General features: G+C 42.1%; 13 protein-coding genes. 10 read left to right on the plus strand and 3 right to left on the minus strand.

What is annotated here, in order from left to right:
- Window positions 1–354 precede the first annotated feature (354 nt).
- Entirely contained in the window at window positions 355–1,059 is a 705-nt protein-coding gene (locus tag NK638_RS01685; RefSeq protein ID WP_274631676.1) for a pseudouridine synthase, read from the minus strand.
- 91 nt (window positions 1,060–1,150) lie between these two features.
- Here NK638_RS01685 and NK638_RS01690 point away from each other — a divergent pair, with 91 nt between their 5' ends.
- From NK638_RS01690 to NK638_RS01710, 5 genes are all read left to right on the plus strand, one after another.
- Window positions 1,151–1,750 (plus strand): YigZ family protein, encoded by a 600-nt coding sequence (locus NK638_RS01690; protein ID WP_274631677.1) that lies wholly within the window; start codon window positions 1,151–1,153, stop codon window positions 1,748–1,750.
- Window positions 1,751–1,999: 249 nt separating this feature from the next.
- Window positions 2,000–3,028, plus strand: a complete 1,029-nt coding sequence (locus tag NK638_RS01695) for a YheT family hydrolase (protein WP_274631678.1) — start codon at window positions 2,000–2,002, stop codon at window positions 3,026–3,028.
- Between the two features lie 94 nt (window positions 3,029–3,122).
- A complete protein-coding gene (locus NK638_RS01700) occupies window positions 3,123–3,665 on the plus strand; it encodes an acyl-CoA thioesterase (protein ID WP_192994485.1) in 543 nt (180 codons plus the stop codon).
- A gap of 525 nt (window positions 3,666–4,190) precedes the next feature.
- Window positions 4,191–8,231, plus strand: a complete 4,041-nt coding sequence (locus tag NK638_RS01705) for an NACHT domain-containing protein (RefSeq protein ID WP_274631679.1) — start codon at window positions 4,191–4,193, stop codon at window positions 8,229–8,231.
- 150 nt (window positions 8,232–8,381) lie between these two features.
- Window positions 8,382–9,428, plus strand: a complete 1,047-nt coding sequence (locus NK638_RS01710) for an NAD(P)H-dependent flavin oxidoreductase (RefSeq protein WP_274631680.1) — start codon at window positions 8,382–8,384, stop codon at window positions 9,426–9,428.
- 1 nt (window position 9,429) lies between these two features.
- Here NK638_RS01710 and NK638_RS01715 read toward each other — a convergent pair whose 3' ends face one another.
- Window positions 9,430–10,380, minus strand: a complete 951-nt coding sequence (locus NK638_RS01715; protein WP_274631681.1) for an alpha/beta hydrolase — start codon at window positions 10,378–10,380, stop codon at window positions 9,430–9,432.
- 306 nt (window positions 10,381–10,686) lie between these two features.
- On the opposite strand from NK638_RS01715, the gene NK638_RS01720 reads away from it, so the two are divergent.
- On the plus strand, window positions 10,687–10,845 hold the full coding sequence (locus NK638_RS01720; protein ID WP_274631682.1) for a hypothetical protein: 159 nt from the start codon (window positions 10,687–10,689) through the stop codon (window positions 10,843–10,845).
- A 57-nt stretch (window positions 10,846–10,902) separates the two neighbouring features.
- Here the strand turns inward: NK638_RS01720 and NK638_RS01725 are convergent, their stop codons facing one another.
- The gene (locus tag NK638_RS01725) at window positions 10,903–11,631 is read right to left on the minus strand and encodes an aspartate/glutamate racemase family protein (RefSeq protein ID WP_274631683.1); all 729 of its coding nucleotides are present in this window, start codon (window positions 11,629–11,631) and stop codon (window positions 10,903–10,905) included.
- Window positions 11,632–11,806: 175 nt separating this feature from the next.
- On the opposite strand from NK638_RS01725, the gene NK638_RS01730 reads away from it, so the two are divergent.
- From NK638_RS01730 to NK638_RS01745, 4 genes are all read left to right on the plus strand, one after another.
- Window positions 11,807–12,031, plus strand: a complete 225-nt coding sequence (locus NK638_RS01730; RefSeq protein WP_274631684.1) for a DUF2798 domain-containing protein — start codon at window positions 11,807–11,809, stop codon at window positions 12,029–12,031.
- 123 nt (window positions 12,032–12,154) lie between these two features.
- Entirely contained in the window at window positions 12,155–13,318 is a 1,164-nt protein-coding gene (locus tag NK638_RS01735; RefSeq protein ID WP_274631685.1) for a DUF2157 domain-containing protein, read from the plus strand.
- Window positions 13,311–14,459, plus strand: coding sequence for a DUF4401 domain-containing protein (locus NK638_RS01740; RefSeq protein ID WP_274631686.1), 1,149 nt, complete (start codon window positions 13,311–13,313; stop codon window positions 14,457–14,459). Before NK638_RS01735 ends, NK638_RS01740 begins: the two co-directional genes overlap by 8 nt.
- The gene (locus tag NK638_RS01745; protein WP_274631687.1) at window positions 14,456–15,085 is read left to right on the plus strand and encodes a GDYXXLXY domain-containing protein; all 630 of its coding nucleotides are present in this window, start codon (window positions 14,456–14,458) and stop codon (window positions 15,083–15,085) included. Before NK638_RS01740 ends, NK638_RS01745 begins: the two co-directional genes overlap by 4 nt.
- Window positions 15,086–15,366: the final 281 nt, after the last annotated feature.

A 15,366-nucleotide genomic window follows, 5' to 3' on the forward strand; every position in this document is an offset into this window, starting at 1 on the left:
TTATACCAGTAGCGCGTTTAAATTTATATAACAGTTTTATTTTCAACTGACTATATGTGTGCTGCCACAGGCGCTATCAAAACAGTTTTATCAAAAATGGCTATCAATAAAGACAACGATATTATGTAAAAAAACAAAGTAAAAAGAATAACAAGACTTTAGCACAAGCAGGGTATTTGCAAAGCGCTCAGGGCGCAATTTTGCAAAATTGATACCCAGCTTTAAGAGATAGGCAACCCACAAGCTGCCATAGATGATTTTTTCATAAAAAAAGCAGCACACATAACGTGGCTGCTGATGAGGTGTCTTTAGTGACGTGTTATCGCTTTGACCAGTCGGCACTCAAACTCAATGTTAGAATTTGGCCACTTCGTCTGCGCTCAAAAAGCGGCTGTCGCCTTTTTCTAATCCATCAAGCGTGATGTGGCCGATACTGGCACGGTGCAGCTCAACGACTTTATTGCCAAAATACCCCATCATACGTTTGACCTGATGATATTTGCCTTGCTCAAGCGTCAGACGCGCATGAGTTTCATCAATGAACGCTAGCGTAGCAGGTTTGGTCGGCTCGTAATCGCCGTCGAGCAAGATACCTTCGCCCACCTTTTTGATTGCGTGGGCTTGCTCCTCCTCATTCATAGGATCAGCCAGTGTCAGCTCGTAGACCTTGGCGTGCTCATGCTTGGGGCTGGTCACGCGGTGTAGCCAGCTGCCATCATCACTCAGTAGGAGTGCGCCTGTGGTATCGACATCGAGGCGGCCTGCAATACGCAAGCTGGCAAGCTCAGGCACAGCGATCAGCTCGGTGACAATCGGATGCTCTTTGGCTTTTAGCGTACACTCAAAGCCTTCAGGCTTATGCAGCAAGATATAACGATTACCCGTCGCCACCGAGAGCGGCTCGCCTGCCCACAGCACTTCATCATTGATAATGTCGACATGTACGCCAGGGTCTTTGACCACCTCATCATTGACGGTGATCTCAGAGGCGTGGAGGATTTTTTTGGACTCTTTGCGTGACAGCTCAGTGGCTTTACTGATAAATTTATCGAGACGCATACTTTTTACTACCTTTAGTCATATAGGGTTTTGTTATAGTGGTGTCAGTTTAACATATCCCATCTAACCCTAAGTGTACCATCGATGCAATATGAGCTATCAAACCTTAAAAACCCCCGTGACCGCACGGCTTGAGATTAAAAAATCCGAGTTTATTGCTTATGCCTATCCTGTAAATTCACGTGAGCAAGCGATGTTTCATGTGGAACAACTACGAGAAAAGTACCCTGATGCCCGGCATTGGTGCTGGGCCTATATCATTGGCGACCCTGATAATACTACGAGCGCAGGTTTCGATGATGATGGCGAGCCGAGTGGTACCGCAGGGCGACCTATACTAGGCGTGCTGCAGCATAAATCTATCGGCAATATTATCATTATCGTGGTGCGCTACTTTGGCGGTATTAAGCTTGGCGCAGGCGGTCTCACTCGTGCCTATGCAGGCTCTGCACAAGCAGCAGTCGATCAGATGATATTGCAACCTTACGTGCCGATGACGCAAGTGCAAATACTAGCGGACTTCGCGACTGAAGCTCAGTGTCGCTATGTGGTCGAGAGCTTGGGCGGTCATATTGATGATGTCGCTTATAGTAAGCAAGTTACTTTGACTGTAACTATCGCAGAGGCCGATATTGAAACCTTAAAAACTGAACTAGCGATGGCAGGTAGAGTGATAGAACCCACAGATTAGTATGTTCTGAAGAAGCAAGCTGAGCTTAATTAAACAATACAGTAATCATCTGTTCACTGAGCCGTTCACCGAAAGCTGTTGGAAGCTTGCTGCGAGCTTAGTATGATGACAAATTCGTTAAATTAACGATTCATAGACTTAGTCTTATAAAACTTTTTTGTTTCACGTGAAACTGGCTATTTAAATCATACTTCTATTTCTACTCCTTATTTATATTTCTTGCTCACTTTACAACTATAGAAGCTCGCTATGACAACCTTTACTTATACCCCGTTTAAGCCGCCATTTTGGCTAAGCAATCCACACTTACAAAGCATTTTGCCGAAGTTTTTTGCGCCCAAGCCCCCTACTTATCGCCGCGTCATCAAACCAGACTCTCTAGGCGAGACAGACATCGCTTATGACTTCTATGATGCGCATCCGCTCATAGAGTCAGCGGATCAGACGCCTCATCAGACTCCATTGATTGTCCTGTTTCATGGCATGGAGGGCAGTAGTGACAGTCACTATGCGCGTGCGCTGGCGTATCAGGTACACGCGCAGGGCTGGCATTTCGTCGTCGCCCATTTTCGTAGCTGCGGCGGCATTCCAGCAAAAGGCCGCGTGTTTTATAACGCTGGTGATACAGACGAGGTGCATCATATGCTACAAACGCTGCGCGAGCAGTATGCCAATATCTATGCCGTCGGCGTCTCACTTGGCGGTAATGCCTTGGCAAAATACCTAGGCGAATATGGCGATCAAGCGCTATGTAAAGGCGCTGCTGTGATCTCAGCACCAGTCGATATGTCGTCAGCGGCGCTTAGTATGCACAGTTTTTTGAGCCATCGCATTTATACGCCATATCTACTCAACCCCATTATCAAAAAAGCCCTCGCCAACGACATCAGCCCAGAGGAGATGGCGTCGATCAAAGCGGTCAATCGTATCAGCGATTTTGATGATATCTTCACCGCACCGCGCCACGGCTACCGCTCAAACAATCACTATTACTATAGTGCCTCTGCTCTGCCTCACCTTATCAATGTCACCCGCCCACTATTGCTCATCAGCGCCAAAGACGATCCTTTCTTGGGCTTTACCGCTACAGAAAATGACGTATCAGACACTGTCACTATCTTGGACACCGAGCACGGCGGGCACGTGGGCTTTATTCGTTATCGCACGAGCAAAGACAAATCGACGCCTCTGTATACACAGTCCCGATTTGATATCAATTGGTTACCCGAAACCGTCTGTGCGTACTTTAAACACATTGGCGTGCCCTCTGCGGCGTGATAATCGAGCGGGCGGCGTTTTATCGTATCCCGCCAGCGTTACCTTTTACCTGACTCCCTGTCTTTTGAGACTACTGACCCTTTGAGACTGTCCTATGTATCCATTTATTCGTTATGCCAGCACCATCGCGCATGCTGCGCTACAAGCAAAAAGAGGCCATACCTTAACGTTTAAAGATACCAGCGAAATCCATTTTCGCTGTCGTCTGTCAGATATCGACAACTTCCTTGAGATGAATAATGGCCGCGTCCTCACTCTGTATGACTTGGGTCGTACGGACTTTGCAGTACGAAGCGGGCTGGGTCGTCAGCTGCTCAAGCAGCGTTGGGGCTTGGTGGTCGCTGGCAGTACCATCCAATACCGCAAGCGTATTCGCGCCTTTGATAAAGTCACGCTCAAGACCAGAGTGGTGGGGTTTGATGAGCGCTGGATCTATATCGAGCAGTCAATGTGGGTCAAGGGCAAACCTTGCTCCTCCGCCCTACTGCGTACTGGCGTCACCGAAGGCGGCAAAGTAATAAAAACCGCGCGCATCCTAGAGGTGATGGGGCAATCAGACTGGCAGCTACCGCCGACAGGCTACGTGGCAGAGTGGATCATCAGTGATGCCGATCGTCCATGGCCGCCAACAGAATGACAACCAAACCGCTTAACTTGAAACTACTTGGCTTAAAACGACTCTTACTGAGCGTTGATTCAAAGCACATCACAGCCACGTAACCTTATAGCTACTATTTCATAACAACTCATTATATAAATAAATATAATAAATATTAGGATATGATTGAGTATGACATTCGACTCAACTAAATATAGTCTGATAAGGAGAATAATATGGCTAACACGACGGATTTTGTTGGTACGTTATTTGATAATAGTGAATCAAACCCAAGCAAAATTACCCTAGCCTTCACTAAGGATCGTTGCAGTTGAATTAATCACAAAAGTTAAAAAGCAAAATTATAAGAATGAGTCAATTTTCTCAATCATCTTTTTGATGGCTTGGATGATTGGCTCTTTTTTTGTTTTGAAGACTCGGTTTTGGGTTATTTCAAACATTAATTTAAGTGAATAACCGAAAAAGTAGAATTAGACTTAAGTTGCTAATGCACAAATATTGATGATAGATTAAGGATAATCTAATACCTATAGACAATAAAAAATGCAAAGCTACATTGATAGAAAGCTCGAGTACGAGACTAAGAATGATGAAGGGACATTCGAAACTATAACTGTAGAGGACTCACAACTATTAGATATAGCCCAATCTAAACCTGTTGTCATTCTTGCTGATGCAGGTATGGGTAAAACTCTATTAATGGAAAAACTAGCTGAGTCAGGTACTATAAGAACAAGACTTTTAAGTGCTTCAGCGTTAGTTCAAAAATCAATCGAAAGGCTCAACATTCAGTCTGATGAAATTTTGTTAATTGATGCTTTTGATGAGATACCTTCTACTAGTGATAACAGTGGTATTGATAGTGTTTTGAACAAACTTGCCAAGCTAGGCTATCCAAAATTTGTATTAACTTGTCGGAGTATTGAATGGAATAGTAGTAACAATAACGAAATTCAGAATGACTACAAAGGTATATTGACTACCAACTTAACAAATCTATCTAGAGAAGATGCTCAACAGTTCTTATTATCTCGAGGTTTATCTACACAACAAATCTCTCAGCTTATCAGTCAATTAGACAAAAACAGCCTATCCTCTTTTTATGAAAACCCAAGAAATCTCGCATTACTAGCAGAAATTGACTTTTCAGTTCATCCTATACCTAAAACGAAAGCTAAATTATTTAATTTAGCAACTGAAAAACTATGGCAAGAGATAAACCCAAAAGCACAGAATGCACTTGGACGAATGTATCAAGAACAAGTTATTGAGTGTGCAGGTTTATTCTTTGCTACTTATCTATTAGCAGGGAAACAATTTATTTATAAAGGCATGACCTCCACTACACCTGATCATTCAATAAACATCTACTCTTTAACTGACCTTACAAATAGTGAAACATTAAAAGCAACCATACAGTCAAGGTTGTTTCAGTCAGTAGAAGATGACTTATTTAAGCCATGGCATAGAAGCATTGCAGAATATCTGGGTGCTAAGTGGCTAGCAAAAGCAATGTCTAGCCCTATCGTTAAACGTCATATTCTTTCTCACTTAGTGGTAGATAATGGTGTGATTGCTTCGTTTAGAGGTATTTTTGCTTGGTTGCCAACCTTTAACCCTAATTTATCTGAAATTGTAATCAAAACTGACCCTTACGGGCTGATAGAATATGGCGATACTAACTATTTTTCAGATACCGACAGCATTTTATTATTCGGTGCTTTAGAAAAGCTAACTATAGAAAACCCTTGGTTTCGTAAAAACAGCTATTGGAAAAAAACGAAAGCCGAAGGGCTGGTTAGCCATTCACTGCTTAAAAAATATAAAGACATACTAAGTAATAAAGAAGGTAACTTTCATTTCTTAACAACTGTACTTGAAGCACTACAAGATGCTGATTTTATTGAAGAGTTAGCCAACGAATTGTTCTCAATAACTTACGATGACGATTGGTATTATTCTGCTCGATTTAATTCTTTGATGTTACTCCATGATAACAGTTTGATTAATACCTCTGCTAACTTCACTCACTTGATAGAACGAGGTACTCATTCATCTTTGAGATTAGTTTTCGAGTATGCTAAGAGGTATGGTTTTGGTCTCATAACAGATGAGCAAGTTATTTCATTGATTATGAAATCATATAGTTTCAAGCTTTCTGATTCAAAGCGAGAAGATAATTTTGCACCTCAGAATGGCAGTTATTATTACTTTTCACAATATCCAATAGTTAGAATTCCTACACTTTTAAAGAATATTAGAAAAAATATTCTCGCACTAAATATTGGCAAATATGACTATAATCATGAATCAGTCCAAGACATTAATGACCTAATAATAACCCTTATACAAAGATATGTTTCTGAGAGTCAACAGACCTTAGATTCACTCATTTTTTATCAAAGTATCTCAATATTTAATAGGTTCTATACTTCTTCGATAGGTAGAGGGTTTTCTGAATTCTTTATGGATTACTTTCAAAAAAACCCAAGAGAAAAACTACAGATTCAGAAGTATTATTTAGAGCAATCAAGTGAGCATTTTAATTTTTATTTATTTAATCAAACTAGTTTATCTCCGCTTATTCCATCTAATGAAGATATAGAAAAGTTATTATTATATGTTCAATCGCAGGATGTGACAGAACATACTATTGATAAATGGAAACACCTTATAGATTTATACTGTGGTAGAGACGCTATCTCTGACGAGCTTTATCTACTCGCATTGCCTTATGCTCAAAATAATCAGCTTTTAGAATATTTAAATAGTAAGAAAAATCCTATTATTTTTGACTGGGAAATAAAAGATAAGCGCCGTAGTTTGCGTAGGAAGCTAGATGAAAGACTACGTTTTCAAAAGTTTAGAAACGATTTACACCTCCATCAAGCAGCACTAGAAGCAGGCGATGTCAAATTTTGTAACTTCCCTGCTAGAACCTTATTATATAAATATACTGATATTCCCGATGATCTAGAAGATATCGATAAACTTAAGTACATATTCAAAAACAGCTTAACCGAATCCGCTATCAAAGGGTTTGAAGCTAGTCTGCACGACTCAGTGCCTACCATCCCTGAACTCATGCAGAATACATACCCAATTGAGCCTGTTTTGATAGCTGGTATTTATTGTCGATTATTAAGAAATGAGTCTCTCAATGATTTGTCTGATGACATTATTTTAGCTTGCGCCGTTGCTTTAGACTATGACGACCGTTTGGGTTTTAGATTTCATGAGGATAAGCGTCCTAATGTTTGCGAAGCTATCAGGGATGAAATAGTATCAAGAGGGTTAAAAAAGACAGTTATTGATGATTTTTTTGTTCCACAGTTTCAAATCAATGGTGCATTAGTACAAGGTATACATTGGGTTTACGGTGAAGATGTAGATGAGCTTTCAATCAACACCATTGTCCATTTATTGAATACCTACCCTAAGATGCACAACCAGACTAAAGATAAGTTTATTGATACGCTTATTAATAACGATGAGTTAGCAAGAATAAGTGGCTTAATTAATGCTAATGCAAAAAATATAGTTAATAATGATGATGAAGATATCGAAGAATCCGATAGGTGGTTATCATTATTAAGCATTATTAACGAGAATAGCTTTTTAAACTACTTAAGATGCTACTGTTATCCAAAGTCAGTATTTTGGCAGCTAAAAGAGACATATCACGAAACAAGATTAACTAAAAACCCTAAAATGAGCATAAGACTAATGTCTTGGATTGCTTATCGTTTTAGTTATCCATTTCCTAAGACTGATATGCCCACTGGTGTCTTCTCAGGCAATCGCCATCCACACGACGCAAGTAATTTTATTACTTTTTGCTTAACAGAGGTTAGTAATATTACTACCTTTGAGGCTCAAACAGAGCTTAGAAAGCTTAAAAACTGCGTTCATCCAAGTTATACAGTGTTCATCACTAACTTGCTCGCAGAACAAGCCAACAATATTAGAGACGCTAATTATCAAGCACCAATGCTTACTGACTTACTAAATATTTTTCAAAATAGAGCACCTGAGAATTGCAAAGATTTAAAATCCTTAATTTTAGAACTGCTTGATGAGACTCAAAAGAAGGTTAAGTCCAGTGAACTCGATAGCTATAAGATGTTTTACGAAGATGGCAAAAGTAAAAATCCGAAAAAGCCTCATGGCGAGAACTATTGTAGGGATAGATTAGCTGATTTATTAAAACCCTATATTGAACCTTATCAGTTCAGGTTAGATACTGAAAAAGATATGCCAGATGACAAACGTGCTGATTTGGTTTGTAATAGTAGTGAGATGCAGTTACCTATAGAAGTTAAAGGACAATGGCACGATGATTTATGGACAGCTATGAATGACCAATTAGGCGACTTGTATCTCAAAGAATATCAGTCTCAAGGACAAGGTATATATTTAATATTTTACTTTGGTGAAAGTTCGACTAAAAAACCTAAGAAAAATGGTGAGTACAAACCAAGAAATGCTCTAGAACTTCAAAGAACCTTAACCGCCTGTATTAAAGAGAAATATAAAGAAGGAATTGACGTATTTGTGATGGATTTATCACTTGAAGATACTTAGCTACAAAACCGTAGTCAAATATTTTAACTACAACTTCATAGTCAAAACCCACCACCCTATTCAGCAACTAAATAAACACTATCCAACACGCGCACCGCCTACCTTTGCTAAAGTAAGCCATGCAAATATCCTAATAAAAAGGAGCCCTTCATGAGCTTACTTGATACGCTTAACCTCACCTATCCGATTATCCAAGCGCCAATGGCAGGCGGTGCCACCACCCCTGACCTGATTGCAAGTGTCAGTAACTTTGGTGGACTGGGTTCATTAGGCGCTGGCATGACCGCGCCAGACGTTTTGAATAGCCAAATCGATACGATTAAGACCCTGACCGACCGTCCTTTTATGGTCAATCTGATGGTGCTATCTGAGCAGGAGTCGAGCAGCTTTGACACCGCCATGCCGAATTGGCTGAGTAATTATTACCAAGAGCAGAATATAGAATTTACGCTACCCACGCGTCCAGCACAGAGCTTTGCTGAACAGTTGCAAGTCCTCTATGACAACCCTGTGCCTGTCGCCAGTTTTACCTTCGGTATTATCAGCGCCGAGCAAGTTCAGCGTCTGCAACGTGTCGGTACGCGCGTCATCGGTACGGCAAACCATCCATTAGAAGCCAAAGCATGGAGCGAGATTGGGGCAGACGCAGTTTGTGTACAAGGAGCAGAAGCTGGCGGTCATCGCGGTGGTTGGTTGCCACAAAGTGAAACCGATCCTCTAGGATTATTGACGCTGATTAGCCAAACGCGCGCGTGCACAGATATTCCGTTGATTGCCGCAGGTGGCATTATGACGGGGCAGGATATCAAGGCAGTACAAGCGGCAGGAGCCGAACTTGCGCAAATGGGAACGGCGTTTTTGACCACAGATCAATGCGGTATTAATGATACGTATAAACAAGCGCTCATTGATGCCAGTCAAGGGTTACGCAGTACTGAGACGCGCTTAACCAGATTGTTCTCAGGCAAGCTTGCACGTGGATTATTAAACAACTATTTGCGTGATTTTGCTCAGTTTGAGTGTACAGATGCGCTACCGCCTTATCCACAATTAAACGCCATGACCAAGTTTATGCGAGCGGATGCGGCCAAGCGTTTGGACGCCGAGCATCTGTCGTTATGGGCAGGGCAAGGCGTCACGTTAGTCAAAAACGAAAGTACAGACGCCTTACTGACACGATTAACAAAAGACGTGTGAATTACTGACCCTTCAGCGTTGCACGAAACCCTTTATAGTCATCAGCCGTTTGCTCTACTGCCTCTATCATCGGTACGTGACCGATATCTTCCATCATGATGACTTGCACTTGCGGGATGATGTCTTTGATCACATTGACCGTTTCAGGTTTGATGACTTGATCTTTATCACCCCAAACCACGAGCGTTGGAATATGATAGTTCGCGATGATTTGAGCGCGCTCCTCGACACTATCAGTGACGATTTGCTCAAGGATTTTGGCGTCCAACTCCTTATTATTGATACGCTCTTGCGCGAATACCGCTTTGACTGACTTGGGCAAATAAGGCGGCTTATACATGACAAAATCGTACATCTTATAGAAGTCTTCTTTGCTATTGATCAGCAATGGGTTGTTCTCAAGGGTTGCGCCCTCAAGCGATTTTGGCACGCCTGCTGACCAAAACCCTGCGCTATCGACAAGCCACAGACTCTTGACGTCTTTTGGGTACTTTGCGGCATAAGCGACACTGATCGCGCCGCCCATCGAATTACCGCCGATGTGAATATTGCTTGCCAATCCCTTAGCTTGCAGCAGCTCATGTAAGCGCGTGGCCTGTGCCTGTGAGCGATAGTCTGCGCTCATAGGTTTGCTCGACTCACCAAAACCCAGCAGATCAGGAATGATCAGATGATAGTCCTCTAACTCGTCAGCGATACGGGTGAAGTTGTCCTTATTACCACCAAAACCGTGAATGAGAAGTAGTGGCTCGGCGGTGAGATTGTTATTTTCGGCATAAACTAACTTGTCGCCAGAAGTTAGCGTAAACGATTTGACATCCAGATTAGACTTATTGCGCTCATATTGGATAATTTTTTGGGTGGTGTTAACGGCAAGCGTATTGGGCGCTGTGGTACAGCCTACGATAGAGAGACTAAATAGTGCGGCAAGGCCTAAGCGTTTAAATAGCATGGAGGCATCCTTGTTTAGAATTAAGGTGGAAATAAAATCTGACTTTGATTTTAGCGCTAAACTTGTGCCTAGATTTTTTAATTTATAACTTTCTAGTCAAAGCCTTATCTTCTATGTTCATATACAAGACTATCGTTAGCTTTTGTTTACCTTTCTAGCCCAGATAGCTTAAGCGTTGTCATTTATAATAGGAGCGTTTTATAGCAGTAGTGGTTATAACTACAGCCTTAAGCTCACTATCTATTCTCAATTAAACCCAACTGACACTCATCAAGGCCCAATCAAAGTGGCATAGAAGGATGCACCTTGAGCGGCACGAGTACGCCCTCCAGTAAATCGCGTGACCTTACCAAAGGGTCTATCGCCAAAACCATGCTGCTGTTTGCCTCGCCAACGACACCATGGAGACGGTTACCGCTGCGCCGTATTATCAGAGGGCACAAAAAGGTTCATGGTAGCTATTAACCAACTTACGATAGAGGCTAAACGGTCGCAGCAGGCTTTATGCTATCTTTGCAGTATTTAGCCGACTGCCTTGTCCACTAAAAACCTTACCGCAGCTCGCGCATGAATCGCTGTGGTATCAAACACAGGGATGGGGCTGTCGGCTTGCTTAATTAGCATGCCAATCTCAGTACAGCCTAGTATCACCCCCTCGCAACCTGCATCAGCTAACTGCTCAATGACCCTTTGATAATATTCTCTTGAGCTATCCAATAACTGCCCTTGGCACAGCTCCTCATAGATAATTCGGTGCACCTCTACCCTTGCGTCTTCTTCAGGTATCACCACTTGCAAACCTCTATCTGTCAGGCGCTGCTTATAAAAACCCTGCGTCATGGTAAACTGCGTACCGAGCAAACCTATCTTAGTCAGGTCCTGCGCTTGAATCGCACTAGCGGTTGTATCGGCGATATGAATAATCGGTAAGCCTGTGGCCTCTTGTACGCTATCGGCGACTTTGTGCATGGTATTAGTCGCAATAAGCAAGCCTTGCGCGCCAGCCGCTTGCAGACGTTTGCCGCTACTCGCTAATATCGCGCCCATCTGTGCCCACTCGCCTTTTGCTTGCAGCTCACCAATCGGCGCAAAGTCTAAGCTATGAATGAGTAAATCCGCTGAATGCAGGCCACCTAACTCAGCCTTGACCCCTTCATTGATCAGTCGATAATAGCTCTCGGTACTCTCCCAACTCATGCCCCCGATGATGCCTAATGTACGTTGTGGTCTAGCCTTATCGTTACTTTTCATAGTCTATTCTTATTGATTGGTCTGGTTTATTTATGCTATCGATATCGTTAACATTTAAAGAACTTGGTGTTTGATAATAACCAATTTACCTAGTTATATATAGGTTATATGATAGCTCTCTATAAAACCTTTAGGACAAAAATGCGTTATGGCACTACCGAAACTAAGAATACGTATGAGTCGTAAGCTTTATCGCCTAGTATTTACTGGACTAATGGCATTACTGATGTCGCTTATTATCTCAACTGCCCTATTACTGGTAAAAGTCGGCTTGGTCGATGGCTTTTTTGGCGAGCTGCTACACTCTTGGGGGTTGGCCTTTGTTTTTGCATGGCCAAGTGCGTATCTCTGCGCATATTTTATCCAAGAGCACGTGCTGAGCCGTATTGAGTTTTATTAGTTTATTCTTAAAACCCTCAAACCCTCTAGCTGCACCCACCTACCTCTGTTTACTCAACTCTATAAATGCCGCCTAAAAAAAACCGCTAAGATAAGTTAAATATTCTGTTAAACAGAGGGCGCTATGAGTCAAACGCGGCGTGCTATCGAACAACTCATTGAACAACACAAACTTCCTCTCAAGCATGCAGAGGCTGCTGCCAAACACCTAGAAGTCTATCCCAGCAAAAGCACATGGCTTAGCTTCTTTAATAAAGCCTTGCTGATTATCGGTGCGCTGGCATTGGTATTATCACTGGTGTTTTTTATTGCTTATAACTGGCAAAATTTGGGTAAGCTAGGCAAATTCGCTTTGGTCGAGGGCGCTTTGGTTATCACTATTGCGCTCTACGTGGCTCTCTCTTTTCGGCGCAGGTTTCATTTTATTCGCCAGCTATTATTGCTGGTCGCTAGTATCATTACGGGTAGTTTGCTGGCGCTATTTGGGCAGGTATATCAGACCGGCGCGGATACTTGGCAGCTGTTTTTTGCTTGGGCAGTATTGATTACCCCTTGGATCATTATTGCCCGCTTTCCGGCACTGTGGCTATTGTGGCTTGGGCTGCTTAATACTTTTCTATTGCTTTATTTGGAGGTGGTAGATCTATCGTTCGTTGATAGTAGCTATCAAGATGTTATAAGAGTGGCGATATTGGCACTGATCAATCTGGTTGCCCTAAATCTTTGGCTTATGTTTTTAGGTCAAAAACGTGCGATGGCTAGCCAAGTTAATAGAGAAATTGTTGGTTCAGATACTTCTATTGCTAGTTCTAACTTTTCAAGCTCCAAAACGACTTACGACGATATACTATTGCAAGCTCAAGCAGGTTTGCACTGGAGTACTTATCTTGTCGGTTTAATCAGCACTATCGCTATCACTTTCCTCGCTATTATTACTGTTTTTGATGTGGATAGTGTGTTGGCGACGCTCCTGTCTTTATCGCTTTGGGCGGGGTGGTGCGCCTTTATGTATTGGCGTTTTTATCGACAGCGCAGTGATCTACTGATGCTGACCTACCTTTGCTTTTCTCTCATTATTGTAGTGATGTCTTGGGCAGTTAACATACTACCTAGTGACTTTGATACAGGCAGCCTACTCGTCTTAACCCTTCTACTGATTGGCATGGTTACTTATGCTATCAAGTGGTTATTTGAAGTTATAAAATCAGATAACTCTCCTTCTGAAGACCTTAAAATCTTACAAGCGGTAAATACTCCTTTGAATAAAAAAGGAGCCGATCATGAATAACAACGACCAACAAGCGCTGGCATCGCTACAAAATATCGGCCTAATCGCTAAGGATTTTAGCGTATATAACGACCATTTAGATGACGACTCACAGAAACATACCCCTTGGTATCTGCAACTTTTTATTGGTTTCGGTGGCTTGTTAGCCAGTTTGTTTTTTACAGGTTTTTTGACTTTATTTTTGGCTGAAAGTAATGTGTTAAAAAGCGCTATAGGCCTTATTATAGTAGGTCTAGCTTTAAGCGCTCTTGCCTTTTGGCTCTTTAATACCGCAAGCAAACATCGCAATCTATTCGTTGAATATTCAGCCTTTGCTGTCAGTATCACAGGACAGTTGTATGTCGCCGCTGGATTGTTCTTTTATGCCGTAGAGCGCCCCTTATCGGTCTGGCTATTTTTGATTATTCAAAGCTATTTGACTTTTATCATGCCCAATGTGGTGTATCGACTGCTAGGTGCTAGCCTCATGCTTGGGCTTATGGTTTATTTGTTCAATTATTATCAGTTCCCTGAGCTAAGTTTAGGCGTATTAGCGCTCTTGACTATCGTGACGCAATTGCAACGCTATCCGCTATTACGGCGCGTTCCTCGTCCACATCAAGTCTATGCACAATCTATTATTAGCGCGTTTGGCTATGCAGGCGCCCTTGTGTTGCTTGGCGTTTCGGTCTATTTTATCGTTGCTGAATATGATGTCAGCTTCGATAATGACGGTAACCCTTTTCGTTATAACTACTATTTAGCGCAAGGATTATTGGCCCTTGCTAGCTTATGTGCCGCTTACTTGATCTTGAAGCGCTACCGTATCCAACTGCTCTCAGCAACGGGACTGATTATAGTCGGCGCTACCGCCGTGCTTGGAGTGGTATCGATTTACGTTTCAGGGTTGCTCGCCACTAGCCTTATTATTGTCATAGCGTTTGCCAATAGTCAGCGAGTGCTATTAGCGCTTGGTATTATCGCCTTAGTCAGCTATATATTTTGGTATTACTATCAACTCGATACGTCATTATTACTCAAAGCCGCTTCTATGCTTATTATCGGAGTTGGCTTATTGCTGATGCGCTGGCTACTGATCAAACGTTACTTTGCCAGTAATGCGGCATTAGCAACGAGTACTGATAAGGAGCGCTTGTCATGAATAATAAGACTATGGCTCAAAACTCATCCCTGCTTAGCTCGATTGGCTGGCTTGAAAAACGAGCGGTTAGAATTACTATTGCGCTGTTTGGCTTAATCGTTATCTTAGTAGTAATGACTCTCAATGTCGCCAAATACGAGACCCATTTAGCCACTGGTGATACCGTACTGCTTGAGCTTGCGCCCGTTGATCCACGCGGCTTTATGCAGGGCGACTATATGACGCTACGTTATGCGCTAGAGAATGAGGTATTTGCCGCCTTAAATACAGATCCGGGCAGCTATCCTACTCATGAGGAAGGCTATGTCATCGTCGCTTTGGATAATAATAATGTCGGACAGTTTGAGCACTTGGCAGAGAGTCAGCCTGACAACTTAAGCACAAATGAGAGGGCGATTTATTATCGTCTCCGTAATGGCGTACTCAAACTGGCGACCAACGCTTTTTTCTTTCAAGAAGGTCATGCCGAGGCTTTTGAGGCGGCTAAATATGGCTTATTCCGGGTTAATGATGACGGTGAGCCTTTACTGACTAATATGGTCGATGAGAAGTTTAAGGTAATCGATCCTAAGATGAGTAACCCTGAAACTAATAACCTTGACAATGAAGCGAGTATTGATAATTAATCCTTGTAATTTTTCAAAAAATTCATAGCTAAAACCACTCACAACATCAGGTAACCAAAGTTGTCTTGTCAGTGAACCAAACCCCTTGTTAAGGTAGTTCTAAATTGTTTTCTTAATAAATACTAGGCCGTGTCTTCATTTCAAAAATGTTGATAAAAATGAGATAAATTGTCGTCAAACAAGAAAAATAGCGTAGACAATATTGGGATATTAACCAGCTATTTGACGATGTTTGGCAAGATTTAGCCATTTTTAGCCCATTTAGACGACTATCGAGTGAA

Source organism: Psychrobacter sp. A3 (assembly GCF_028823565.1).
Classification (GTDB): Bacteria; Pseudomonadota; Gammaproteobacteria; order Pseudomonadales; family Moraxellaceae; genus Psychrobacter; species Psychrobacter celer.